Source organism: Brevibacterium otitidis, from assembly GCF_042429315.1.
GTDB classification, from domain to species: Bacteria; Actinomycetota; Actinomycetes; order Actinomycetales; family Brevibacteriaceae; genus Brevibacterium; species Brevibacterium otitidis.
This window is the reverse complement of the sequence record NZ_JBHMAU010000131.1, coordinates 25,828-48,768: the sequence shown is the minus strand read 5'-3', so window position 1 is coordinate 48,768 and position 22,941 is coordinate 25,828. Positions and strand designations below refer to the sequence as shown.

Below are 22,941 nucleotides of genomic sequence, written 5' to 3'. Positions count from 1 at the left end.
GCGCGAAATTCTCAAGCGCTCTCGGGCGCGTCGCCGGGACTCTCAGCACGGCCTGTCTCAGCGCGGCCCGTGGCCGAGGTGCCGGTTCACTGGGTGCTCATGTCCCACAGCTGGTGCCAGGCCACGCCGAGCTCGCCTACGAGCGTGCGCGCCAGTGGCAGGCTCAGCCCGATGACATTGTGGTGGTCGCCTTCGATGCCAGTGACGAATGCGCCGCCGAAACCGTCGATGGTGAGGGCGCCGGCGACGTCGAAGGGCTCGGCGGTGGAGATATAGGCGTCGATCTCCGCGTCGCTCAAGGCAGCGGTGTGGATCGTCGTGCTGGCTGTCTGCGTGCGGCTGCCGGCTTCCTGCCACGCCGGCTGCTCTGGGGTGCCGACCGGATCGAGCCGGGCGATGAAGTGTCCGGTGTGCAGCTGTGCGGTGCGTCCGCCCATCGCCTGCCATACCTCGCGGGTGCGTTCGGGGGTGTGGGGTTTGCCCACCGGCGTCCCGTCGAGTTCGAGGATCGAATCAGCGGCGATGAGCACGCGCGGGCCGGCCGGCGCTGCCGGGAGCAGTGCGGCATCGGCGATGATCCGGCTGAGGACTTCGCGTCCTTTGGCTGCGGCGAGCAGCTGTGCGAGCTCCGCGACCGAGGCGGTGGGATGGGCGGCCTGCAGGGCTGCCTCGTCGACGTGGGAGACGATGACCTGCGGGGTGATTCCAGCAGAGGTGAGGGTCGTGTAGCGCGAGGGCGATCCCGAGGCGAGGATGACAGCGCTCATGGGTGGGTCTCCTTGGTGCGGTGGGCGTCCTCGGTCGGATCGGTCTCCTCGGCGGAGTCGGCCTCCTCCGCGGAAGACTGGGCCTCCTCGGCGGCTTGAGGCTCCTCGTCCAGCTCAGCGGGCCAGCTCGGTCGAGTCTCCGGATCCTCGGTCACCGTCTGGGGCAGCTCCAGATCGACGGTGATGCGCTGGATGACGGCTGCAGCCAGCTGCGCATAGCCGAGCGCGGTGGGGTAGCGGCCGTCTGTGCGGATGAGCGACTGTTTGGTTGTCCCGGAGAGCACCGTGTTGAGCGACATCGGGAGCGCTCCGGCGGACACCGCCAACATCCACTGCGAACCGGCCAGCACCCGGGAGGAGCGGCGCAGCTGGGTGCGCAGAGGCTGTGGGATGCCCGGCAGACTGCCGAGGTTGGGGCAGGTGAGGACGATGACGCGGTAGCCGCCTTCGCGCTGTAGCCGGTTGAGCGCGGTGGTGAGGACCGGCAGGCCGATCGAGCCGGTGATCGGGTGGATGACATCGGCGCTGCCCATCGCGATGACGGCGTAGCGCGGCGGCTGTGCACCGATGCGCGAGCGGCGCAGCAGCGGATCGGCCAGGATCGAGTTGACCTGCGAGAGGATGTCATCGGCGCGCGCACCGGCCTGCGCAGTCGAGCGCAGACGCACCTGCTGTCCGGTCAGTGCCGCCAGGCCGCGGGCGATGAGCATCGCAGGTGTGCGCCGGCGGCGGCCGACGCCGATGCCGGCCAGCCAGGAATCGCCGATGACGGCCAGCGCCGGCAGGTGCTCGGTGTCGCCGTCGACGTCCTCGAGCGCCCGGCTGTGCGGGGCACTGAGGTCGACGAGGCGGGACTGCTGGGGGACAGCGGCTGCGGCGACGTCGTCGTCGAAGGCCTGCCGCAGCCGCATCGACTGCAGCCGCATGAGCCCGTAGACACCGCCGGCGAGCGCTGCCGGCAGCACCAGCCCGAGCGACAGTGCCGTCGCGGTTCTTCGCTGCATGACCGTCCTTTCCCGTCCCGCACGAGTCTAATCCCTTATAAGCGGCACAGTTGCACGGCCTCACCAGCAGCGCAGCCGCAGGCAGACCGTGCCAGCAGACCATGTCGGCAGCGTGACATGGCAGTGCGGGTGCAAGGCGATAAGCTGACCCTATGGCAGAGCAACAGCAGCGCAGACCCGGACGGCTTCGCAGTGCATGGGAGGGCTTCCGCTCCCGTCGCGACCAAGCCGCGCAGGCTCCCGCTGGAACCTTCAGCGCACCGCCGGTCGCACCGGCCTACCCGGAGCCGCCGGCCCCCGAGCCGACGGAAGACGAGAAGGGGCGCGGCGCCTACGAGCCCTATGTCTCCCTGCCGATGCGTCTGGCCGCAGCCTGGTCATGGCGGGCTCTCATCGTGCTTGCGGCGATCGGTGTGGGCTACTGGCTGCTGTCGAAGCTGTCGGTCATCCTGCTGCCGGCGCTCCTCGCCCTGCTCATCACCGCCCTGCTCTCACCGATCTCGCGCTTCCTCATCCGCCACGGCTGGAACCGCGGTGCGGCAGCCGGTGTCACCTTCGTCGGCTTCATCCTCCTCGTCGTCGGGCTGCTGACGCTCGTCGGCCAGCAGATCGTCGTCGGCATGGGGGAGCTGACCGGTCAGGTCGTCGCCGGCATCCGCGCGATCTCTGACTTCCTGCAGCAGAACCCCTTCGGCCTCGACTCCTCACGCATCTCCGTGGCGATCGATGATGCCCTGAATAAAGCTGTGGCGATGCTCGAAGAGCGCTCCGGGCAGATCCTCGGCGGAGTCGCCGGTGCGGCGATGTCGGTCGGCAGCTTCTTCACCGGCCTGATCCTGACGCTGTTCACCTCGTTCTTCTTCCTCTATGACGGCCAGCGGATCTACTCGTGGTTCATCGGTCTGCTGCCGCGGCGTGCCCGCGGCCGCGCCGAGGGTGCCGGTCTGCGCGGCTGGCAGTCGCTTGTGCAGTACGTGCGGGTGCAGGTGATCGTCGCCGGCGTCGACGCGCTCGGCATCGGCATCGGTGCCTTCTTCATCGGCATCCCGCTCGTCTTCCCGCTCACGGTGCTCGTGTTCCTCGGCTCCTTCGTGCCGATCGTCGGTGCTGTCGTCACCGGCATCATCGCCGTCATCGTCGCCCTCGTCTCCAAGGGCCTCATCGCCGCGATCATCATGACCGGCGTGGTGCTGGCCGTTCAGCAGATCGAAGGCAATGTCCTGCAGCCCTTCATCATGGGCAAGGCCGTCTCCGTCCACCCGCTGGCCGTCGTGCTCGCCGTCTCTGCCGGCGCGACCCTCTACGGCATCGTCGGTGCGCTCTTCGCGGTGCCGATCATCGCGGTCCTCAACACGATCGTCCTCTACCTGGCCGGCGAGGATGTCTACGCCGCTGGCGGCGAGAAGAAGGAGGAGCCCGACGGCAGGCGGGCGACGCCCGGGCCGTCCCCGGATCTCAGCCACGATGAGAAGGACGCACCGCTGGCTCCGGACGTCACCGGGTATGGGAAGTCCGCTCCCAGCGGCGATACGCACGCTGAGGAGTCCGGCACCTCGGCGGCGGGAGGCGCCTCCGCCTCGGCAGGCGGCACAGGCGACGCGGCCGGGCGCTCGCGCCGCGAGGACTGAGCCGAGAAGACTGAGTCGAGAGAACTGAGGGCGGGTCCGCAGCAGCGGACCCGCCCTTCGTCGTGCGCGCCCTGCTCATGATGCGGCAGGTGCGCTGGTGCGGTCAGTGGGGCGTGCTCAGCCGGTGTAGGCCTCAACGCCGGTGATCGAAACCGTCATCTCCTTGCCATTGGGTGCTTCATAGGTGGCGTCATCGCCGACCGAGCGGCCGTTGACCGCCGCGCCGAGCGGGGACTGCTCGGAGAAGACGTTGATCGAGTCGTCCATCGCGATCTCGCGTGAGCCGAGCAGGAAGCGCATCTCCTTGCCGTTCATCTTCACGACGACGATCTTGCCGGGGGCGACAGTGGTGGTGTCGGTGTCGGCCTCGCCGACCTTGGCATGGCGCAGCAGGTGCTCGAGCTGACGGATCCGGGCCTCGTTCTTGCCCTGCTCCTCACGCGCGGCATGGTAGCCGCCGTTCTCGCGCAGGTCGCCCTCGTCCCGGGCGGCTTCAATGCGCTCGGCGATCTCGGCGCGACCGGGCCCGCTGAGGTGCTCGAGCTCCTCAGCCAGCCGGTCGTAGGCTTCCTGGCTGAGCCAGGTCTCTTCGGCTGTGGTCTCCTCGGTCATTTTCATCTCCTCAACACAGTGCCGCAGCCGGACCGGATGACCTGCAGCGGCAGATGCGTGCCCAGCTGGACACGACGGACAATGAGAATTCCCGGACACCCGCAGGTGACCGGGAATCGATGTGAACGCTCAGTCTAACTCACATACCAGCAGGAATCTACGTGCCCGCTGGCGGCAAGCTGGGTTGTGCGGATGTCGACGTCGATCTGCACCGGCTCCGAGGTGGAGGCATCCGCCTGTGCCGGAACGGTGATCTCGCGGAACCCGACGACGGCCTCCTGCAGGTTCGTCGCCTGCACCGCGCAGCCGATGTCGCGGGTCTCATCAGGGACGATGGAGATCGTCGTGCGGGTCAGTGAGGAGTCGACGACATCGTAGCGGATGGTCTTGGGCGTGTCCGGCACGCGTGCGGGGGCGAAGGCGAACCAGGCGGCCAGGCCGATCATGATGGCAAAGGCGATGACCGCGGCGATGATGATGAGCGGGCGGCGCCCAGGGCCCGAGGCGGTGGTCGCCTGCCTGCGATGCTGCGGGAGCCGGGAGCGGGAGCCGTAGCGGTCGGAGACAGCCACCCGGCCGCCGCCGCTGCCGGCGTTCTCGCCGGTGCGGGAGGTCTCCTCGGTCATGCGGTCCTTTCTGGCAGCCGGATTCGTTCCACGGGAGCTGGGCTACTACTCTATACTCTAGTCCGTACTGCGCCCGCGGCAGTGCCGTGGGCTGTCCTGTGAGAGGTTCCCGCTGCTTATGTCCGTATCGTCCGGTCGCCCGTTCCACGGTCTGCGCATGCTCGCCGTGCATGCTCACCCCGATGATGAGTCATCGAAGGGCGCCGCCACCACTGCGCTGTACACCTCGCGGGGCGCGCGGGTGATGATCGCCACGATGACCGGTGGCGAGGCTGGTTCGATCCTCAACCCGGCGCTGGTCAAGAGCCCGGCCGCCCGCCGCGACATCGCCGGCCTGCGCCGGCATGAGATGGCTGCCGCCGCCGAGGTGCTCGGCGCCGAGCATCGCTGGGTGGGCTTCGTCGACTCCGGACTGCCCAAAGGCGAGCCGGAGACCGAGACTCCGCACGGCTCCTTCTACCAGGTGCCCACCGAGGTCGCCGCCCGACCGCTCGTGCACCTCATCCGCAGCTTCCGCCCGCATGTGCTCACCACCTATGACGAGCGCGGCGGCTACCCGCACCCGGACCACATCAAGACCCACATCGTGTCGATGGCTGCCGTCGAGCAGGCCGCCGCGGCGGAGGTCAACCCGGAGCTGGGTGAGGCCTGGCAGGTGCAGAAGGTCTACTACAACATGGATCTCTCGCCCAGGAAGTGGCTGGCGATCCACGAGAAGATGACCGCGGCCGGCCACGAGTCGCCGTTCACGGACATGCTGGAGCGCTACCGGGAGCGGTCCGAGGAGCGGCAGAGCTGGATGACCGCCCGGATCGCCTGCGGCGAGTACATGGAGCGCTCCGACCGGGCGCTGCTCTCACACGCAACCCAGATCGACCCGAAGGGCGGGTTCTTCTCCGAGGCGCGGAAGATCGCCAAGAGCTTCTGGCCGACCGAGGAGTTCGAGCTCGCCGCCGACCACACCGGCCGGGAGCCCCTGGACCGCAGCCGGGACTTCCTCGAAACGGACCTGTTCGCCGGCATCACCCGCGATGACGGCCGCCGGGTGCCCGATGAAGGGCTGTTGGCCCCGTATGTCGTGGCTGACGAGCCGGCTGCCGGCGGTGCCGGCGAGCCGGCTGCTGCCGGACTCGGGTCGGCAGACAGGGAGAACAGCTGATGCTCACATTCCTGGCAGCCAGCCCGAGCCCGACGGACGGTGTCCGCTACCCGGACCCAGAGCTCGTGACACCGGGAACGGTCGGCTTCCTCGTGACCCTGGCGCTCGTCATCGCGACGGTGTTCCTCATCCGCGATGCGCTGCGCCGAGTGCGCCGCGTGCGCGGGCGTGTGCATGCCGTCGAGCACTATCCGATTCCGCTGGCCAAGGAGCAGCAGCGCCGCTACCAGCCGGAGACCCACACCTCGAAGGCCAATGACTCCTTCGACACCGAGGGCGACGGCGACCAGCGACAGTAGCGGCGACGCGCCGGGAGGGAACCGGCACCTCGGCGGCGGCGTGTGAGAGCGGACTCGTCTCCGCTCAGCCGTGGAGCTCGGGGCTGGCGATGACCGCGGCGATGAGCAGCGCGGCCAGGTGGCTGCCGTAGCCGAGCACCGTGAAGGTGTGGAAGATCTCGTGGAAGCCGAAGGTGCGCGGCAGCGGGTTCGGGCGTTTGATGCCGTAGATGACTGCGCCGGCGATGTAGCACGCGCCGCCGGTGACGATGAGGATGCCGACGGCGAGGTTCTGCGCCCAGATCGCGGGGATGTAGCCGACGCCGGCGACGCCGATGCCGATGTAGACCGGCACGAACAGCCAGCGCGGGGCCGTTGTCCACAGCACCCGGAAGAGCACGCCGATGATCGCACCTGCCCACATGATCGACAGCAGGATCACCCATTGGCGGGTCTCCAGCGTCAGGATCGCCAGCGGTGTGTAGGTGCCGGCGATGATGAGGAAGATGTTGGCGTGGTCGATGCGGCGCAGGATGAGGCGGATGCGCATCCGCCAGCGGCCGCGGTGGTAGACCGCCGAGGTGCCGAAGAGCATCATGCCGGTGAGTGCGAAGACCGCTCCGCCTAAGCGTGAGACGATCGTCGGGGAGATGATGACCAGTGTCAGTCCGCCGAGCACGGCGAGCGGGAAGGCGCCTGCGTGGATCCAGCCGCGCCACGACGGGCGCACCTGGCCGGCGAGTTTGCCCAGTTCGTGGCGCAGCGCGCGGCCGCGCCGGGACAGGGCGAGCCGGTAGGTCCGTGACATCGGGTGGCTCGGATCGAGACTCGTGGGCTGGGCGGTGCGCTTCGATGCATGCCGGTACGTCCCAGCGTCGTGCTGCGGCTGGTCAGGTTCGGCAAGGCGTGACGTCATGTCTCAATGGTAGTTTCCGCAGTTGGGAATTCGCCGGGCGAGAGCAGGCGAGGGCGGCGCGGGCAGAAGGCGATGCAAGTGAGATAGGCGGGCGCCTCGTCGGCTCAGTTGTGAAGCGCGAGCGCACGAACCTCGCCGATTGCCGGATGCTGTTCCAGTCCCGAAGTGCCCTGCAGGTAGTTGACGACCATGACTGATGCGGGTGCGATGCCGGGTGACATCAGCTGCAGCGGTTCAGATTGCTCGCCGTAGTCGAAAATCAGCGTCATCCTGTTGAGATCCGGGTAGAAAGCACGCAGACCGTTGAACCAGAAGTCCAGCATTCGCCCGCCGATCGGGATGATGAGGCGGCGGTCAGTCAGGAAGACATCGGTGTACTGAATCTCGCGCCACTGCTCGGCGGCCATCGCCTGTGCTCGATTTCGGACGCTGGCGTTATTGGCAGCGGAGGCGAGCATGCTGCCGGCGACGAACAGCGGGCTGCCGACGGCGAATGTGCTGCCGGTTGTATACGTGACGTCCATTCCGTAGCAGCGAGCGTACTGCGCCCGGAACACATGGTGGACGGCTTCACCAGGCTCCAGCGTCATGTGGAATGCTGGCACTGCTGGGAGTTCTTGCCCGCTGTGCAACCGATTGAGGAAATGACTTGCCCGGGCGATCTCAGCACGCCGGGTCGATTCGTCCAAGGGTGGGCCGCCCTGCTGGACGATCTGCTGCTGAATGCGCTGCTGCTGCGCATGCTGCTTCGACCGGAGCTTCTGCTGGTAAGCGTCCGATGTCTTGTATGCAGCGCGCATTGCGAACAGCGACAGAATGAAGAAGATGGCTGGGACGCCAAACCATGCGAACCACAGCAGAAGTGCGAACGTCGTTGCGAGCAGACCGGCCTCGTCGCTGGTTGAGTACGGCGTGTAGAACACCAGTACCGTCAGTATGACGAAGAACGAGACCGGCACGAGAGCCAGCAAGATGATCCAGCGCAGGTGAGCCTTCCACTTGGCAGTCGGTTTCACTGTCATTGCCTCTGCACCTTCCATCTGTGTCTGTCGTCACTGACGTACACAGTCACCGTACAACAGCGCCCAGGCGATGTGTACGGCATTGGCTGGCCGTCATGTCCTGCGGCTGACCGTTATGCTGAGAAGCGCTGCACCTCATTTCATAGGCAGCTTCCCCACGCAACACCTCAGGAGAGTCGATGGCCGGATCCCCGCTCGGGTGGCTCTACCGCCTGTACGACCGCCGGGTCAAACGGCAGCTCGAGCACGGCGATGACACTGCCGCGATCCCGTGTCACGTCGGGGTCATCACCGACGGCAACCGACGCTGGGCCAAGGAGTTCGGCAAGACCACCGCTGACGGCCACCGGATGGGCGCAGGCAAGATCGTCGAATTCCTCGGCTGGTGCGAAGAGCTCGGCGTCGAGGTCGTGACCCTCTACGTGCTGTCGAAGGAGAACCTCGCCCGCTCCGCCGACGAGGTCGCGGCGCTGACCGAGATCATCTCCGACCTCGTCGACCAGATCGCCGGCAAGCCGAGCGTGTCCGTCCAGCTTGTCGGCGACCTCGCCACCATCCCCGAACCCCTGCGCACGCGCCTGGCCGACGCGCAGGAGCGCTCGAATTCCGAGGGCCGCGACAAGCGCATGACCGTCAATGTCGCCGTCGGCTACGGCGGCCGGCAGGAGATCGTCAACGCTGTCAAGTGCCTGCTGCGCGAACACGCCGCAGCAGGGGAGAACATCGAGGAGATCATCGAGGCGCTGAGCGAAGAGGAGATCTCCAAGCACCTCTACACCAAGGGCCAGCCGGACCCCGATCTCATCATCCGCTCCTCAGGCGAGCAGCGGCTGTCGGGCTTCATGATGTGGCAGTCGGCGTACTCGGAGTTCTACTTCTGCGAGGCCTACTGGCCCGACTTCCGCCGCACCGACTTCCTGCGCGCCGTGCGCGCCTACGGCAACCGCAACCGCCGCTTCGGGCGCTGAGCTTCCACGCGGGGCCAACCACCGCCTCGGGCTCTCGCATCAGGCCAGCCACCGCCTCGGGCGCGGTGACGACACCCGGCAGGCGGATTCATCTGAGATTCACCTCCGCATCATGAGACGTCGGAGTGTCGGAGCGCACCACGGCGACTTCGGGTTCATAGATTGGAACCAGTTGGCTGACACCAACCCGGAGTGTTCGACTCGTCGGGGAAGGATTGAGCTGGGGCACTTCGGCACACGATGCATAGGGGAGCCCCATGGCCGCAATAAGCGACACCCACACGTACGTGCTCGACACGTCGGTCCTGCTGTCTGACCCGCACGCAATGATGCGGTTCGCCGAGCACGAGGTGGTGATTCCGCTCATCGTCGTCAGCGAGCTCGAAGCCAAGCGCCACCACCCCGAACTCGGTGTCACCGCCCGGCGCGCACTCAGCATCCTCGATGAGCTGCGCGAGGACTTCGGGCGCCTCGACGAGCCGCTGCCGATCGGCGACGACGGCGGATCGATCCGGGTCGAACTCAACCACATCGACGCCTCGACGATGCCGGTGGGCTTCGACCGCACCGAGAACGACACCCGCATCCTCGCCGTCGCCCGGAACCTGCAGGCCGAAGGCGATGACGTCATCGTCATCACCAAGGACGTGCCGATGCGCGTCAAAGCCGCAGCGGTCGGGCTCAAGACCGAGGAGTACCTCGCCGAACAGGCCACCGAATCCGGGTTCACCGGGCTGAGCACGCTCGATCTCGACGAAGCGCAGATGAACGAGCTGTTCGACTCCGGCGTCGTGCACACCGATGCGGTCGCCGACGAGATCGTCAACACCGGGCTTGTCATCTCCTCACCGCGCGGGTCTGGGCTCGGGCGGGTCTCAGCACCGAACACCGTCAAGCTCGTCCGCGGCGACCGCGACGCCTTCGGCATGCACGGCCGCTCAGCCGAACAGCGCATCGCCCTCGACATGCTGCTCGACCCGGAGGTGGGCATCGTGTCGCTGGGCGGCCGGGCCGGCACCGGCAAGTCGGCGATGGCGCTCATGGCCGGGCTGCAGGCGGTGATGGAGGAGCGCACACACAAGAGGATCATGGTGTTCCGCCCGCTGTACGCCGTGGGCGGGCAGAACCTCGGATATCTGCCCGGAGCCGAGGCGGAAAAGATGAACCCGTGGGCTGAGGCGGTCTTCGACACCCTTGGCGCGCTCGTGTCCAAGCACGTCATCGATGAGGTCCTCGACCGCGGGATGCTCGAGATCCTGCCGCTGACCCACATCCGCGGCCGGTCCCTGCACGATGCCTTCGTCATCGTCGATGAGGCGCAGTCGCTGGAGCGCACGGTGCTGCTGACAGTCCTCTCGCGCATCGGCCAGAACTCCCGCGTGGTGCTCACCCACGATGTCGCCCAGCGCGACAATCTGCGCGTCGGCCGGCACGACGGGATCGCCGCGGTCATCGAGAAGCTCAAGGGCCACCCGCTCTTCGGGCACATCACCCTCACCCGGTCGGAGCGCTCGGCGATCGCCGACCTCGTCACCGGAGTGCTGGAGGACTCCTACGTCGCATAGGCGACACACCCGAACGCGAGGACCCGTCTCCCGCCGCAATCAGCGGTGGGAGACGGGCCCTCGTCTGGTGCCACGCCCGGACTTTTGGCGTGGTTGTGTCGCATGGGGCTGTGCCGACGAAGCGCCAGCCTCGTCGCGCATCCCTGCGTCTGGCCTGGTCAGCCGGTCAGACTCAGCGGTCAGACAGATGCCGGTGCCGGAACCTGCGCCGGCGCCTCGGCAGCGGTGTCTGCGGTCGCGGCGGCCGGGGTGCGGCGGGTGAGCAGGTTGTTCGACACGAGCTTGAGTGTGCCGGCGATCGTCACGAGCTGGACGGTCAGCAGTCCGGCGAGGATCGCGAAGTACACCGCCGAGTTGCGCTCGACGATGCCGGCACCGACGAGGCCTGCGTGCAGCCAGAAGAAGCCGAGCACACCGTAGGCCACACCGGGGCACACGAGTCCGAACGAACCGGCAGAGGCCTCACGGCCGTAGACGAACCGGCGCAGGTAGCCGTTGCGGTTCATCGCCGCCTTGCCGAACATGAACACCACGGTCTGGAAGGCCAGCAGGACGCTGAGCACGACGAACGGCACGAGCGTGGCGGTGCCGGGCTGGTCGGTGCCGGCGAATCCGCTGAGGGTGGCGAAGCCGTGGAAGTCGCGCATGAACATGATGCCGAGCAGCGTGACGATCGGCACCGTCATCCACAGCGTCGGGCTGTTCTCGACCCCGAGGCCGTGACGCAGCATCGAGGCGAAGCCGACGGGCACGACGAGGAGGAACAGTCCGATCGCAGCAGTGGCGAAGACGAGCGAGCCGATGAAGCCGATGACGACGGTCGCCTGCACGGTGCTCATCGCCGCCGAGGCGGAGAAGCCCACGGCGATCATCGCGAGAGCGAAGACAGCCAGCAGCTGGTTGAGGCCGTTGTTCTTCTCCATCGCGAAGCCCTCGCCGGTGAGAATCCGGCCGAGGTAGTCCTTGAGGGTGCGGAAGGCGAGCCAGCCGACGGCGGCGAAGGCAGCGAGGGCGAGCGGGAAGAGGTATTCGATGACGTTCCACAGGCCCGGGAGGAGGGTCGCGGAGGTGACGAAGAGGGTGTTGATCGTCATGCCGAGCGTCAGCGGCACGGCCATCAGGGTGACCCGGGCGTTCGAGCCGAGCAGCCCCTGGTAGGCGGGGGTGCGCTTGAAGATCGCGAGTTCGCTGAGGTTCCAGGCCAGCAGGCCCAGGTGGCCGAGGGCGAAGACGCTCATGCCGACATAGGCGATGGCGATCGCCGCCTGCATGGCGACCGGGCCAGTGGCCCAGGCGGCGGCGATGGACTCGAAGGTCGGGATCGGGGTCTGCGGGTGCGGGGTGAGGAACATGAAGTACATGAAGAAGAACACCGACGTGCCTCCGAAGCCGAGGGCGGCCAGGAAATAGAGCGGGGAGTACTTCTCTCCGAGATTGCGAATCATGGTGCGTCCTTGGGTCAGCGGGGAACATTCCGAATGCCCCCTGGGGTATATCTGCACGATCACCATACCATACCCCTGGGGGTATCAATCCGTGTGATCCCGGAACGCAGCAGCGCCCCGCAGATCCCGGTGGTCCAGGACTGCGGGGCGCCGTAGCATCAGCTCAGCTCAGGCGCGTGCGCCTGCCGGCTGGGCTCAGGTGTAGGAGCCGATCATCGTCGAGACGTCGAGGGCCTTGTCGAGGTCGGCTTCGCTGATCGAGCCGTCCTCAACGAAGCCGAGGTCGATGGTGGCCTCCTTGACGGTCATCTTGTTGGCCACGGCGTGCTTGGCGATCTTGGCAGCAGCCTCGTAGCCGATGACCTTGTTGAGCGGGGTGACGATCGACGGTGAGGCCTCGGCGAGGAACCGGCAGCGCTCCTCATTGGCGGTCAGCCCGTCGATCATCTTCTCGGCCATGACAGTCGAGATGTTGGCGATGAGGCGGATCGACTCGAGCAGGTTGGCGGCCATCACCGGGATGCCGACGTTGAGCTCGAAGGCGCCGTTGGTGCTGGACAGCGCCACGGTCGTGTCGTTGCCGATGACCTGGGCCATCGCCTGGATCGCGGCCTCGCAGATGACCGGGTTGACCTTGCCGGGCATGATCGACGAACCGGGCTGCAGGTCCGGGATGTGCAGTTCGCCCAGGCCGGTGTTCGGGCCCGAGCCCATCCAGCGCAGGTCGTTGTTGATCTTCATGTACGAGTACGCGATCGTGCGCAGCTGCCCGGAGACCTCGACGAGGCCGTCGCGGTTGGCCTGCGCCTCGAAGTGGTTGCGCGCCTCGGTGATGGGCAGGCCGGTCTGCTCGGCGAGCAACTCGACGACGCGGGAGGAGAAGCCGTCGGGGGTGTTGATGCCGGTGCCCACCGCGGTGCCGCCCTGCGGAACCTCAGCCACGCGCGGCAGCGCTGCCTCGATGCGCTCGATGCCGTAGCGGACCTGCGCTGCGTAGCCGCCGAACTCCTGGCCGAGCGTCACCGGGGTGGCGTCCATGAGGTGGGTGCGGCCGGACTTGACGATGTCCTTGAACTCCGCGGCCTTGGCCTCGATGCTGGCGGCGAGCTTCTCCATCGCCGGCTTGAGCTCGTGGACCAGAGCGGAGGTCACAGCGACGTGGACCGAGGTGGGGAAGACGTCGTTGGAGGACTGCGAGGCGTTGACGTGGTCGTTGGGGTGGACCTCGACGCCTTCGCTTTCGAGGGCCTTCGTCGCCAGGGTGGCGAGCACCTCGTTGGTGTTCATGTTCGATGAGGTGCCCGAACCGGTCTGGAACACGTCGATGGGGAAGTGGGCGTCGTGCTCACCGGCGATGACCTCATCGGCAGCGGCCTGGATGGCCGTGGAGCGGGTCGCGTCGAGGACGTCGAGCTCCTCGTTGGCGCGTGCGGCGGCCTTCTTCACCTGGGCCAGTGCTGCGATGTGCTGGCGTTCGAGCGTCGTGCCCGAGATCGGGAAGTTCTCGACTGCGCGCTGGGTCTGGGCGCGGTAGAGGGCGTCGGCGGGGACCTTGACCTCGCCCATGGTGTCGTGTTCGATGCGGAACTCTTGTGCCATCGTGTCTCCTTGTCTCGTGTGCGCCCCATGCTGGGGCGGGTCGGCCGTTCCCGAGGCGGTGGGTGCCGGGGCGGCGGCAGATGCAGAATGCAGGCGGTTACTGGTTGCTGGCGTGGGCGGGGTCGGCGCGCGGGATGCGCGGGGGATGGGATCCCATGCGGCTGACGACTTTCACCCGGCCGTCGGCGAGGTGGTAGGTCAGGCCGAGCATGACGAGCCGGCCCTCTTCGACAGCGGTGCGCAGGATCGTCGAGCGCTGGTAGAGGCGCTTGACGGTGTCGCGGGTGTTCTGCGCGACTGTGCTGTTGACGTCGGTGCGCCCGGCGGCGCGGGCGTGGACGACGGCGGGCAGCAGGCGGGCGACGACATCGGAGATGAACCCGTCCGGGGTCTGCCCGGAGTCGAAGGACTCGATCGTGGCGGTGATCGCCCCGCAGTTGTCGTGGCCGAGCACGACGAGCAGGGGTGTGCCGAGCACCTCGACGCCGTACTCGAGGCTGCCGAGGGTGACCGAGTCGGTGACCTGGCCGGCAGTGCGCACGACGAACATGTCGCCGAGGCCGACGTCGAAGATCATCTCGGCGGCCACCCGCGAGTCCGAGCAGCCGAACAGTGTGGCGAAGGGCGCCTGCGCGGTCTTGAGGTCCTCGCGGCGTGCGGCATCCTGATTGGGGTGCTGCGGGGTGCCGGCGACGAATCGGTCATTGCCGTCCATGAGCCGGAGGAACGCAGCGGCAGGTGAGCTGTACTCGCTCTCGGGCATCAGACCAGCCCCCGGCGGGCGGCCTCTTCAGCAGCTTCGACGTAGGAGTCCATCTTCGCCATCTTGTGCTCGGCGTTGACCGTGCGCACGGTGCCGGAGCGCGAGCGCATGACGAGAGAGTGGGTCAGCACGTGCTGGCCGGTGTAGCGCACCCCGTCGAGCAGGTCGCCTTCGGTGATGCCAGTGGCCACGAAGTAGGTGTTGTCGCCGGTGACCAGCTCGTCGGTACTGAGCACCGCATCGGGGTCGAGGCCGGCGTCGACGGCATTCTGCCGCTCCTCATCGGACTGCGGCCACAGGCGGCCCTGGATGACGCCGCCCATCGCCTTGATCGCACAGGCGGTGATGATCCCTTCAGGGGTGCCGCCGATGCCCATGAGCATATCGATGCCGGTGCCCGGGCGGGAGGCGGCGATGGCGCCGGCGACGTCGCCGTCGCTGATGAGGCGGATGCGCGCACCAGCCTCGCGGACCTCGTCGATGAGGTGCTCGTGGCGGGGCCGGTCAAGGATGACGACGGTGACCGAGGAGTTGTCCTTGCCTTTGCCCTTGGCCTTGGCGACACGGCGGATGTTCTCGGCCACCGGCAGACGCAGGTCGACGAAGTCAGCGGCCTCAGGCCCGGTGACGAGCTTCTCCATGTAGAACACCGCAGACGGGTCGTACATGGCGCCGCCTTCGCTGACGGCCATGACGGAGATGGCGTTGGGCATGCCCTTGGCGGTCAGGGTGGTGCCGTCGATCGGGTCGACGGCGACATCGACGCGCGGACCCCGGCCGCTGCCGACGGGTTCGCCGTTGTACAGCATCGGCGCTTCGTCCTTCTCGCCTTCACCGATGACGACGGTGCCGGTCATCGAGACGGTGGAGATGACATTGCGCATCGCGGCCACGGCTGCGCCGTCGGCTGCGTTCTTGTCCCCGCGGCCCACCCATGGTGCGGCAGCGAGGGCGGCTGCCTCGGTGACGCGGACGAGCTCGAGGGCGAGGTTGCGGTCGGGGCCGCCCTCGTCCTGCTGCAGCCGGCGGGACCATTCATCGGTCACAGCCACCGGCGGGGTCTCTGCCCGGCCTCCGGAGTGGTGGGCTTTTTCCTCTGTCGGATTCTCAGACGGGGTCTCAGTCATGTCTTCATTGTGCCATTAGTGGCAGCGCGTGGAAGGCGCGGGTGAGGCGCTGTCTGCGGTTTTGTCCCCGGGTGCGGGCCGGGGGACAATGGATCGGCTGACAATCGTGTTCGACATCAGGTGAGGCAGTGACACAGCAACAGACGCAACCACCCCGAGGCGAGAACGTCCGGGCTCTCAAACTCAGCTCGAACTGGGTCAATATGGTCATTGCGCTCGGGGCCTGTCTCGCCGTCGTCCTCATCGGCTTGGCCTTCGTGCCCGAGCCCAAGGAGGGCCAGTTCGAACGCGAGGTCGATTACGAGACGATCGCCGAATCGGTCGAGTCCCGCGCAGAGTTCCCTGTCGTCGTGCCGAAGCTGCCTGAGGGCTGGGTGGCCAATGAGGCGATGTTCAAGCCGATGGGCGCACCTGCCTATGACACCTGGTATCTGTCCTCGGTCGGACCGCAGCGCGGCTGGATGACCCTGCGCCAGGCCGATGGCGATGAGCGCTGGGTGGAATCGGAGCTCGACGGCTTCGTCGAGGTCAGCACCAGCGACATCGACGGTGTCGCCTTCACCTCCTATGACGGGCCAGACGGCAAGCAGGCGCTGGTCGGTCAGCTCGACGGCAGCACTGCTGTGCTCATCGGCCGTGCCGATGCGCAGACCTATGAGTTCTTCGCCAAGCAGGCTGTCGAACAGGCCGGCCCGTAACAGTCCGGCCCGTAACAGTCCGGCCCACAGGGTTGACCAGCCTGCCTGACACCGCCTCGTTGCTGGTGGCCGGAGCCTATCCTGCGGTCTTCTCCTCACGAGCGGCCTGCGCCTGCTCCAGCTTTCTGCGGGCTCCGTCGAGCCACGCCTGGCAGTGATCGGCCAGCGCTTCGCCGCGCTCCCACAGCCGCAGCGACTCCTCCAGCGGCAGGTTCCCCGCCTCCAGCGAGCGCACAGTGGAGACGAGCTCCTCACGCGCCTGCTCATAGGACAGCCCGGACACCTCGAGGTGTTCGGCGGTGGGCTCTGCGGTGGTCGTGCTCTTCTCAGCCATTACGGTCCTTTCGTGATGCTTCGTCAGTCAGTCGGGCAGCGGTCTGCCGCACCGGGGCCGTCTCAGTCGAGGGTGTCGGGGCCGGGTGCGTCTGGGTGGATGGTGGTGACGTCGGCGTCGAAGCGGCCGCGGGCCAGGCGCACATGGACACCGTCACCGGTGGAGAGCTCTGCCGCGTCGCGGACGGCTGATCCGTCTGCTGTCTGCACGACGGCGTAGCCGCGCTCCAGGGTGCTCAGCGGGGACAGCGCGCGCACCTGGGCGCGCAGGTGCTCAATTTGGGCAGCCCCCTGGATCAGGCTGCTGCGCTGTGCCTGGCGGGCGCGGGTGATGAGGGCAGCAAGCTCCTCCTCCCGAGCGCTCACCATCGTCATCGGCTGGGCCATGACCGGCCGGGAGCGGACACTGTCGAGGCCGGCCTGCTCGCTGCGCAGCAGCCGGTCGAGCGCACCGTCGAGGCTGGCGCGTGCCTGGAGCAGATCCATGCGCTCTTCGTGGATATCGGGCACCAGGCGCTTGGCAGCGTCGGTCGGGGTGGAGGCGCGCAGATCGGCGACATCGTCGAGGATCGGCCGGTCGGCCTCATGCCCGATCGCCGAGACCACCGGCGTGCGGGCGGCGAACACGGCGCGGATGAGTGACTCATTCGAAAACGGCAGCAGGTCCTCCAGGCTGCCGCCGCCGCGGGCGATGACGATGACGTCGACAGCCGGATCAGCATCGAGCTCAGCCAGTGCGGCACGCACCTGCGGGACCGCATCCGGCCCCTGCACAGCGGTGTTGCGGATCTCGAACTCGGCTGCCGGCCAGCGCAGGTGGGCGTTGCGCACCACGTCCTTCTCCGCATCGGAGTTGCGGCCGGTGATGAGCCCGATCCGGTTCGGCAGGAACGGCAGCGGCTGCTTGAGATCCGGGTCGAACAGCCCCTCCTCAGCCAGGGTGCGGCGCAGCCTCTCCAGCCGGGCGAGCAGCTCTCCGAGCCCGACGGGCCGGATGTCGTTGGCGCGCATCATCATCCGCCCGGCCTTGAGCCAGAAGTCCGCCTTGACGTTGACGACGACACGCGAGCCCTCACTCAGCGGGGTCTCGACTCGGTCGAGGACGCTGCTGAACACCTGCACCGGCAGCGACATCTCCTCATCAGTGTCGCGCAGCGTCAGGTAGCTGGCTTTGCCGCGGCGGTTGAATTCGATGACCTGCGCTTCGATCCACACCGCTGACATCCGGTCGATGTAGCTCTTGATGTTGCGGCTGAGCAGGCTGAGCGGCCACGGGTTGTCCGGGGTCGTCTCGGCTGCCTTGCGCGGCAGCTCCTCGACCGGCTGCTGGCCGAGAGTGCCGGGTGTGCCGCTGATCCGCTGTGCCACGCCGGGGCTCCTTCCATCTACTGCTGTGCAGTCTAACGGGAGGGGCGGACACCGCTGCAGGAGAAGCGCAGTGCGGCCTTTGTGGCGGTGTTCAGGCAAGCGACCTACGATGAGAAGCGTGACTACTGCAGTGAATCTCCCGATCCCGTCCGTTCCGCGCGTGCGCAAGGATCCCTCTGAGATCCGCCAGCCGGCAGGCGAGAAGAAGGTGCTGCTGGCCGCCCCGCGCGGCTACTGCGCCGGCGTCGATCGCGCCGTCATCGCCGTCGAGCGTGCGCTTGAGCACTACGGCGCCCCGATCTACGTGCGCAAGGAGATCGTGCACAACCGCCACGTCGTCGACACGCTGGCCGAACGCGGTGCGATCTTCGTCGATGAGACCAGCGAGGTGCCCGAAGGGTCCCGCGTCGTCTTTTCCGCTCACGGTGTGTCCCCGCAGGTCCACGCCGAGGCCGCCGAACGCAGCCTCGACACCATCGACGCGACCTGCCCGCTGGTGACGAAGGTCCACCGGGAGGCGATCCGCTACGCCCGCGACGGCTATTCGATCCTGCTCGTCGGCCACGCCGGCCACGAGGAAGTCGAGGGCACGATGGGTGAGGCGCCGGAGCACATCACCCTCATCCAGAACCCGGAGGAGGCCCGCACCCTCGACATCCCGGAATCTGAGAAGATGGTCTGGATCTCCCAGACCACGCTGAGCGTCGACGAGACGATGGAGACCGTCGACATCCTCAAGGGGCGCTTCCCGCAGCTCATCGCACCCCCGAGCGACGACATCTGCTACGCCACCCAGAACCGCCAGGTCGCGGTCAAGAAGATCGCCCCGGACGCCGACCTCGTCATCGTCGTCGGCTCAGCGAACTCCTCGAACTCCGTGCGGCTCGTCGAGGTCGCCCTCGAACACGGCGCCAAAGCCGCCTACCGCGTCGACTTCGCCCGCGAGGTCGACGAATCCTGGTTCGACGATGTCGCCACGATCGGCGTCACCTCGGGTGCGTCCGTGCCGGAAACCCTCGTCCAGGACGTGCTGCGGCTGCTCGCCGAGTACGGCTACGACACCGTCGACGAGGTCCGCACTGCGGAGGAAGATCTGATGTTCTCCCTGCCGCGCGAACTGCGCAAGGACCTCAAAGCGGCCGGGCAGAAGACCTCGAACAAGCGCGACGGTGCCGACCGCAGCCACGAGATCGTCTGAGCCGAGAACCTCAAACGCCTGCGCTGGGCTGAGGCTGAGCTGCGTACCTCAGCCGAGGCGGCCGCGGGTCTCAGCCGAGGTAGCCGGGGGCGATGATCCCGACGAGGATGAGCAGCGCTCCCAGGAAGGCGAACACCGCCGCCGAGGCGGTAAGTCCGGCAGCCGACTTCGGCTTGCCTGCCGGCGCGCTCGCCCCGGCGAACCGCCGGGTGGGCGGAGCCGCAGCTGGGGCAGCGGGTGCAGCGAAGTCCTGTCTGGTGGGCGGCGCGGTCGGGCCCGAGGGGGAGCGGCGGTCATCGACCTTCGTCGCATCCGCCTGGGGGACGAGCGCCAGCGTCGGGGCCGGATCCTGTGGCAGCGCCGCTGAGCTGATGACGCGCTGCGGATGCCACGGGGCGCCGTCTGCAAAGCGGAACGGCCCGCGCAGACCGAGCCGGCCCAGTGCTGCTGCGGCTGTCTCCGGAGTCGGGCGCTGCCGGGCGTCGGCGGCGGTGAGGTCGTCGAGCAGGTGGACGAGTCCCTGGGTGAGGGGATCGGCGGAGGCGCGCACCGCCTCGGCGGCGGCATCGTCGTCGAGTCCGAGCATCCGCTTGCCGATCTGCCCGGCCGCCCACACGTCCTGGGCCGGGGAGATGTCACCGCCCATCATGATCTCCGGGGCGACGAAGCCCGGCGTGCCGTGCACGATGCCCGAATGGGTCAGGCGCGGGGCGTTCGTGTCGACGGCGATGCCGAAGTCAGCGAGCAGCAGGTGCAGGCCCGGCTGCTCAGCGTCGATCATGATGTTGGCCGGTTTGATGTCCCGGTGGATCCAACCGGCGGCATGCACTGCGGTGAGCCCGGAGAGGATCTGGCGCAGCGCCTCGGCGGTGGCAGCTGCCGAGAACCGGCGGCCCGAGCGCAGCAGACCGGCCAGATCGCCGCCGGTCACCAGCGGCATCGCGATGACGACGTGGGCGTCCTCCGCCGCCCACGCATACGGGGCGAGCACGTGCGGATGGTTCAGCCGCACCGTGTTCTCGCGGACGAAGCGCAGCAGATCAGCCGAATCACGCTGGCGCAGCACCTTCGCCGCGCACAGGTTCCCGAAGCGCTCATCGCGGGCGATCCACACCGTGCCCGAACCGCCGCTGGCAATCGGGTCGAGCAGCGTGAAGCGGCCTGCGATAGTGTCACTCATGGTGCCTACTGTAGCCAGAAGCCGCAGACACGAGCACCAGAAACCGCCCGGTGCGCACCGCACCGATACCGCCCGGAGCGCACGGCACCGAAACTCACGGGCACGGAAAGGGAAGGCGATGACAGCGATCACGCCACTGCGTCGGCTGCCGGCTGCGCTCACCAGCTGCAGTCTCGCCACCGCTCTTACCGCCGCACTCTCGCTGACCGTCCTGACTGCCGGCGGCACGCCCGGTGCCGCCGCCGCGTCACCGCCTGCCGGCCGGCCCGCGGCAGGGATCGAGGTGCGCGGGGGCAGCAGCGTCGATGACGCCGCGACGATCGAACCGGGCAGCTACGCTGACGACATCGACTACGAAGATGTCGAGATCGGGCAGAGCCGGACCCCGCAGACCTACCGGATCACGCTCGATGACGGCGAACTCGGCTACCTCTCCGCCAGCCTCATCACCCCGCTCGAACAGGAGAACGACTCCATCGGCGCGGCCGCACTCGAACTCACCATTGCCTCCCCGGCCGATTCCTCCTGTGAGATCAGCGCCACCGGCCGGGTCTCCTCCAGTGACCCGGGACCGGTGATGGTCTCCGCGAACACCGGGGTGCTCGATGGCAACAATCCCAACGACTCCTGCTTCCAGCGCGGTGGCAGCTTCATCGTCTCCGTGGTGTGGAACGAGACCTATGAGCAGCTGCCGGCGCAGCTGCCGCTTGAGCTGCAGTTCGTGCGCCAGGCCCCGGCAGCATGGTCGCAGCTCCCGGTGCCCGTCGAAGACCCGCCGGCTGCTGAGTTCCTTCCCGAATCACAAGAGGAGACCGAGACGCTCACCGGCGGCACCACCGTCAACGCGGCTACACGCTTGAGGAACCCAGCCGCTGACGTCGAGGTGCGCACAGGGGTGCGGCACTTCTACCGCGTCCCCGTCGAAGCCGGCCAGCAGCTGAGTGTGCGCGCCCGCACCTCAGGGCCGGCCGATCACCGGCTGACGCTTGCGGTCCTCGACCCGAACCTTCGGCCGGTGGCGATCCGGCGGCCCGGTGAGGAGGGTGCGCCGAGCTCCGATATGGCAGATGCCAGCGGCTCCGACGGTGAGGCCAGCATCGCGATCGACGATGCTGGCGCAACCACGGCGCTCACGACCTGCTACCCGGTGAATCCGCGCAACGCATTCGTCAGCTTCGAGGAGGCGCAGCCCTCGTCGATCGCTGGCGACTACTACATTGCGGTGCTCATCGAACCGCCTTTCGTCGGTGAGGCGGATGCCGGCACGCAACGGGTGCGTCTGTCCTGGGAGGCGACCGGAGACACACTGGAGGCCGCTCCCGAGGTGAAGGGCGCCGGGGCCGTCCTCGAACTGTTTGGCATGGCAGCCGGCCGGCTGGTGCGCGTCGGCGGGCTCGGCCTGGGCACGGTGTTCCTCGGCATTGCCGGGCTGCTCGCGATCGTGGCGGTCCGCCGCTCACGTCGCTGAGCGAGTACTGGGCTGACCGGGCCCCGACTGTCTGCCCTCTGCGGGCTGATCCGGCGTCTGCCGGTCTGCCGACTGCTGGAACTCCGGTGCGGTGAGGCTACGGGCATGTGCGTCGAGCGGTTCGGCGATGGGGATCTCGGTCGAGCCTGCCCCCATGTCGGTCAGCCGCCGCGCGGTGACGAGCAGGCGGCTTTCGACGGAGCCGACGAACCGGTTGTAGTCCTCCACACTGCGGTTCATCGACTTGCCCAGCTGCACGAGATGGCCGGCCATCGTGCCGATGCGCTCGTGCAGCTCCTGTGCGGTTGCCAGCAGCTCACGGGCTGAGCGGGCAAGTTCGTACTGCCGCCAGCCCAAAGCGACTGTGCGCAGCAGTGCGACGAGGGTAGCAGGGGAGGCGGGGATGACATTGACGGCAAAGGCCTCCTCGAACAGCCGCGGATCCTCCTTAAGCGCAGCCGAGAGCGCACCCTCATTCGGTACGAAGCACACAACGAAGTCCGGCGTCTGGTCGAAGGCGTTCCAGTATGCCTTCGACGCCAATGTGCGGATGTGGGAGCGCAGCCGCCCGGCGGGACCGGATCCGCTGTTAGAACCGGTGTCCTGGCCGAGGTCGAGTGGGGCCTTGGCATCGACGACGATCTGCCGGTCACCAGGCAGGTGCACGACCATATCCGGGCGCAGCCGCTCGCCGCTGCGGCCCTGGACGGTCACCTGCAGATCGAAGTCGACGTGATCGAGCATCCCGGCGGCCTCAACCACACGCTTGAGCTGCAGCTCACCCCACGACCCGCGGGTGCCCGAGGCGTTGAGGGCGGCTGCGAGGTTCGACGTCGAGGCCTGCAGCTGCGCATCGATCTGGCTCATGTGCCCGAGGCGGGCGTCGAGGCGGGCGAGCTGGTCGGTGCGCTCGCGTTCGAAGCCGGTGACATCGGCATGCAGCCTATTCACCTGCGCGGCCAGCGGGCCCATGAGCGCAGCCAGCTCATGGGTCATCCCGGCATCGGCTTCGAGCGCCTGGAGGCGCTCGGCATGAAGCCGCTCGGCCGTCTGCGCCTGGGCGAGATCGGCCGCCGTGCGGGAGCGGGTGACTGCCATGCCGATGAAGAAACCGGCTGCCGCACCGATGAGGAGGACGAGAAGGGTGATGACGATCGTGGGTGCATCCATGCTCACAGTCAATCAGGAGGGACGGACAACGGTGCCCGGTCACGGAT

22 protein-coding genes are annotated in these 22,941 nt (G+C 67.8%); 8 read left to right on the top strand and 14 right to left on the bottom strand.

What is annotated here, in order from left to right; all coding sequences use genetic code 11:
* Positions 1 to 86 precede the first annotated feature (86 nt).
* Both ACFFN1_RS15725 and ACFFN1_RS15720 read right to left on the bottom strand, forming a co-directional pair.
* The gene (locus ACFFN1_RS15725) at positions 87 to 767 is read right to left on the bottom strand and encodes a Maf family protein (RefSeq protein WP_376841825.1); all 681 of its coding nucleotides are present in this window, start codon (positions 765 to 767) and stop codon (positions 87 to 89) included.
* Positions 764 to 1,771, bottom strand: coding sequence for an SGNH/GDSL hydrolase family protein (locus ACFFN1_RS15720; protein WP_376841824.1), 1,008 nt, complete (start codon positions 1,769 to 1,771; stop codon positions 764 to 766). The genes ACFFN1_RS15725 and ACFFN1_RS15720 overlap by 4 nt, the downstream gene beginning before the upstream one ends.
* Before the next feature lie 152 nt (positions 1,772 to 1,923).
* Here ACFFN1_RS15720 and ACFFN1_RS15715 point away from each other — a divergent pair, with 152 nt between their 5' ends.
* Positions 1,924 to 3,399, top strand: coding sequence for an AI-2E family transporter (locus ACFFN1_RS15715; protein WP_376841823.1), 1,476 nt, complete (start codon positions 1,924 to 1,926; stop codon positions 3,397 to 3,399).
* A 117-nt stretch (positions 3,400 to 3,516) separates the two neighbouring features.
* Here ACFFN1_RS15715 and greA read toward each other — a convergent pair whose 3' ends face one another.
* The gene (gene greA / locus ACFFN1_RS15710) at positions 3,517 to 4,011 is read right to left on the bottom strand and encodes a transcription elongation factor GreA (protein WP_376841821.1); all 495 of its coding nucleotides are present in this window, start codon (positions 4,009 to 4,011) and stop codon (positions 3,517 to 3,519) included.
* 134 nt (positions 4,012 to 4,145) lie between these two features.
* Positions 4,146 to 4,637, bottom strand: a complete 492-nt coding sequence (locus ACFFN1_RS15705) for a DUF4307 domain-containing protein (RefSeq protein ID WP_376841819.1) — start codon at positions 4,635 to 4,637, stop codon at positions 4,146 to 4,148.
* A 157-nt stretch (positions 4,638 to 4,794) separates the two neighbouring features.
* Between ACFFN1_RS15705 and mca the strand changes: the two genes are divergently transcribed.
* Together mca and ACFFN1_RS15695 are read left to right on the top strand one after the other, a co-directional pair.
* Positions 4,795 to 5,796 (top strand): mycothiol conjugate amidase Mca, encoded by a 1,002-nt coding sequence (gene mca / locus ACFFN1_RS15700; protein WP_376841817.1) that lies wholly within the window; start codon positions 4,795 to 4,797, stop codon positions 5,794 to 5,796.
* Positions 5,796 to 6,095, top strand: a complete 300-nt coding sequence (locus ACFFN1_RS15695; RefSeq protein ID WP_376841816.1) for a hypothetical protein — start codon at positions 5,796 to 5,798, stop codon at positions 6,093 to 6,095. The genes mca and ACFFN1_RS15695 overlap by 1 nt, the downstream gene beginning before the upstream one ends.
* 64 nt (positions 6,096 to 6,159) lie before the next feature.
* Here ACFFN1_RS15695 and trhA read toward each other — a convergent pair whose 3' ends face one another.
* Both trhA and ACFFN1_RS15685 read right to left on the bottom strand, forming a co-directional pair.
* Positions 6,160 to 6,990, bottom strand: a complete 831-nt coding sequence (gene trhA / locus ACFFN1_RS15690; protein WP_376841814.1) for a PAQR family membrane homeostasis protein TrhA — start codon at positions 6,988 to 6,990, stop codon at positions 6,160 to 6,162.
* 104 nt (positions 6,991 to 7,094) lie between these two features.
* Positions 7,095 to 8,012, bottom strand: coding sequence for a hypothetical protein (locus ACFFN1_RS15685; protein WP_376841813.1), 918 nt, complete (start codon positions 8,010 to 8,012; stop codon positions 7,095 to 7,097).
* A 179-nt stretch (positions 8,013 to 8,191) separates the two neighbouring features.
* Here ACFFN1_RS15685 and ACFFN1_RS15680 point away from each other — a divergent pair, with 179 nt between their 5' ends.
* Complete coding sequence (locus tag ACFFN1_RS15680) at positions 8,192 to 8,980, top strand: isoprenyl transferase (RefSeq protein ID WP_376841812.1); 789 nt, start codon at positions 8,192 to 8,194, stop codon at positions 8,978 to 8,980.
* Positions 8,981 to 9,237: 257 nt separating this feature from the next.
* Positions 9,238 to 10,545 carry an RNA 5'-3' helicase PhoH2 gene (phoH2, locus tag ACFFN1_RS15675; RefSeq protein WP_376841810.1) on the top strand — a complete coding sequence of 436 codons (1,308 nt, stop codon included), beginning with the start codon at positions 9,238 to 9,240 and terminating at the stop codon, positions 10,543 to 10,545.
* A gap of 179 nt (positions 10,546 to 10,724) precedes the next feature.
* Here phoH2 and ACFFN1_RS15670 read toward each other — a convergent pair whose 3' ends face one another.
* The 4 genes from ACFFN1_RS15670 to glpX form a co-directional block, all read right to left on the bottom strand.
* Positions 10,725 to 11,990 (bottom strand): TsoY family (seleno)protein, encoded by a 1,266-nt coding sequence (locus ACFFN1_RS15670; protein WP_376841808.1) that lies wholly within the window; start codon positions 11,988 to 11,990, stop codon positions 10,725 to 10,727.
* A gap of 195 nt (positions 11,991 to 12,185) precedes the next feature.
* On the bottom strand, positions 12,186 to 13,589 hold the full coding sequence (locus ACFFN1_RS15665; RefSeq protein ID WP_376841807.1) for a class II fumarate hydratase: 1,404 nt from the start codon (positions 13,587 to 13,589) through the stop codon (positions 12,186 to 12,188).
* 97 nt (positions 13,590 to 13,686) lie between these two features.
* Complete coding sequence (locus tag ACFFN1_RS15660) at positions 13,687 to 14,352, bottom strand: carbonic anhydrase (RefSeq protein ID WP_376841805.1); 666 nt, start codon at positions 14,350 to 14,352, stop codon at positions 13,687 to 13,689.
* Entirely contained in the window at positions 14,352 to 15,479 is a 1,128-nt protein-coding gene (glpX, locus tag ACFFN1_RS15655; protein WP_376841803.1) for a class II fructose-bisphosphatase, read from the bottom strand. The genes ACFFN1_RS15660 and glpX overlap by 1 nt, the downstream gene beginning before the upstream one ends.
* A 128-nt stretch (positions 15,480 to 15,607) precedes the next feature.
* On the opposite strand from glpX, the gene ACFFN1_RS15650 reads away from it, so the two are divergent.
* Positions 15,608 to 16,177 carry a DUF4245 domain-containing protein gene (locus ACFFN1_RS15650; protein ID WP_376841801.1) on the top strand — a complete coding sequence of 190 codons (570 nt, stop codon included), beginning with the start codon at positions 15,608 to 15,610 and terminating at the stop codon, positions 16,175 to 16,177.
* Between the two features lie 76 nt (positions 16,178 to 16,253).
* Here ACFFN1_RS15650 and ACFFN1_RS15645 read toward each other — a convergent pair whose 3' ends face one another.
* Positions 16,254 to 16,511 (bottom strand): exodeoxyribonuclease VII small subunit, encoded by a 258-nt coding sequence (locus ACFFN1_RS15645; RefSeq protein ID WP_376841799.1) that lies wholly within the window; start codon positions 16,509 to 16,511, stop codon positions 16,254 to 16,256.
* A gap of 62 nt (positions 16,512 to 16,573) precedes the next feature.
* Positions 16,574 to 17,878, bottom strand: coding sequence for an exodeoxyribonuclease VII large subunit (gene xseA / locus ACFFN1_RS15640; RefSeq protein ID WP_376841797.1), 1,305 nt, complete (start codon positions 17,876 to 17,878; stop codon positions 16,574 to 16,576).
* Positions 17,879 to 17,987: 109 nt separating this feature from the next.
* On the opposite strand from xseA, the gene ACFFN1_RS15635 reads away from it, so the two are divergent.
* The gene (locus ACFFN1_RS15635; protein WP_376841796.1) at positions 17,988 to 19,076 is read left to right on the top strand and encodes a 4-hydroxy-3-methylbut-2-enyl diphosphate reductase; all 1,089 of its coding nucleotides are present in this window, start codon (positions 17,988 to 17,990) and stop codon (positions 19,074 to 19,076) included.
* 70 nt (positions 19,077 to 19,146) lie between these two features.
* Here ACFFN1_RS15635 and ACFFN1_RS15630 read toward each other — a convergent pair whose 3' ends face one another.
* A complete protein-coding gene (locus ACFFN1_RS15630; protein ID WP_376841794.1) occupies positions 19,147 to 20,256 on the bottom strand; it encodes a serine/threonine-protein kinase in 1,110 nt (369 codons plus the stop codon).
* 118 nt (positions 20,257 to 20,374) lie between these two features.
* On the opposite strand from ACFFN1_RS15630, the gene ACFFN1_RS15625 reads away from it, so the two are divergent.
* Positions 20,375 to 21,724, top strand: a complete 1,350-nt coding sequence (locus tag ACFFN1_RS15625; protein ID WP_376841793.1) for a hypothetical protein — start codon at positions 20,375 to 20,377, stop codon at positions 21,722 to 21,724.
* Here ACFFN1_RS15625 and ACFFN1_RS15620 read toward each other — a convergent pair.
* On the bottom strand, positions 21,713 to 22,894 hold the full coding sequence (locus ACFFN1_RS15620; protein ID WP_376841792.1) for a DNA recombination protein RmuC: 1,182 nt from the start codon (positions 22,892 to 22,894) through the stop codon (positions 21,713 to 21,715). The two genes, ACFFN1_RS15625 and ACFFN1_RS15620, sit on opposite strands and share 12 nt — an antisense overlap.
* Positions 22,895 to 22,941 lie beyond the last annotated feature (47 nt).

Bases quoted from the DNA above. Each gene is read 5' to 3' on its own strand.
- ACFFN1_RS15725 (WP_376841825.1), bottom strand. From the start codon at position 767: ATGAGCGCTGTCATCCTCGCCTCGGGATCGCCCTCGCGCTACACGACC.
- ACFFN1_RS15720 (WP_376841824.1), bottom strand. From the start codon at position 1,771: ATGCAGCGAAGAACCGCGACGGCACTGTCGCTCGGGCTGGTGCTGCCG.
- ACFFN1_RS15715 (WP_376841823.1), top strand. From the start codon at position 1,924: ATGGCAGAGCAACAGCAGCGCAGACCCGGACGGCTTCGCAGTGCATGG.
- greA (WP_376841821.1), bottom strand. From the start codon at position 4,011: ATGACCGAGGAGACCACAGCCGAAGAGACCTGGCTCAGCCAGGAAGCC.
- ACFFN1_RS15705 (WP_376841819.1), bottom strand. From the start codon at position 4,637: ATGACCGAGGAGACCTCCCGCACCGGCGAGAACGCCGGCAGCGGCGGC.
- mca (WP_376841817.1), top strand. From the start codon at position 4,795: ATGCTCGCCGTGCATGCTCACCCCGATGATGAGTCATCGAAGGGCGCC.
- ACFFN1_RS15695 (WP_376841816.1), top strand. From the start codon at position 5,796: ATGCTCACATTCCTGGCAGCCAGCCCGAGCCCGACGGACGGTGTCCGC.
- trhA (WP_376841814.1), bottom strand. From the start codon at position 6,990: ATGACGTCACGCCTTGCCGAACCTGACCAGCCGCAGCACGACGCTGGG.
- ACFFN1_RS15685 (WP_376841813.1), bottom strand. From the start codon at position 8,012: ATGACAGTGAAACCGACTGCCAAGTGGAAGGCTCACCTGCGCTGGATC.
- ACFFN1_RS15680 (WP_376841812.1), top strand. From the start codon at position 8,192: ATGGCCGGATCCCCGCTCGGGTGGCTCTACCGCCTGTACGACCGCCGG.
- phoH2 (WP_376841810.1), top strand. From the start codon at position 9,238: ATGGCCGCAATAAGCGACACCCACACGTACGTGCTCGACACGTCGGTC.
- ACFFN1_RS15670 (WP_376841808.1), bottom strand. From the start codon at position 11,990: ATGATTCGCAATCTCGGAGAGAAGTACTCCCCGCTCTATTTCCTGGCC.
- ACFFN1_RS15665 (WP_376841807.1), bottom strand. From the start codon at position 13,589: ATGGCACAAGAGTTCCGCATCGAACACGACACCATGGGCGAGGTCAAG.
- ACFFN1_RS15660 (WP_376841805.1), bottom strand. From the start codon at position 14,352: ATGCCCGAGAGCGAGTACAGCTCACCTGCCGCTGCGTTCCTCCGGCTC.
- glpX (WP_376841803.1), bottom strand. From the start codon at position 15,479: ATGACTGAGACCCCGTCTGAGAATCCGACAGAGGAAAAAGCCCACCAC.
- ACFFN1_RS15645 (WP_376841799.1), bottom strand. From the start codon at position 16,511: ATGGCTGAGAAGAGCACGACCACCGCAGAGCCCACCGCCGAACACCTC.
- ACFFN1_RS15635 (WP_376841796.1), top strand. From the start codon at position 17,988: ATGAGAAGCGTGACTACTGCAGTGAATCTCCCGATCCCGTCCGTTCCG.
- ACFFN1_RS15630 (WP_376841794.1), bottom strand. From the start codon at position 20,256: ATGAGTGACACTATCGCAGGCCGCTTCACGCTGCTCGACCCGATTGCC.
- ACFFN1_RS15625 (WP_376841793.1), top strand. From the start codon at position 20,375: ATGACAGCGATCACGCCACTGCGTCGGCTGCCGGCTGCGCTCACCAGC.
- ACFFN1_RS15620 (WP_376841792.1), bottom strand. From the start codon at position 22,894: ATGGATGCACCCACGATCGTCATCACCCTTCTCGTCCTCCTCATCGGT.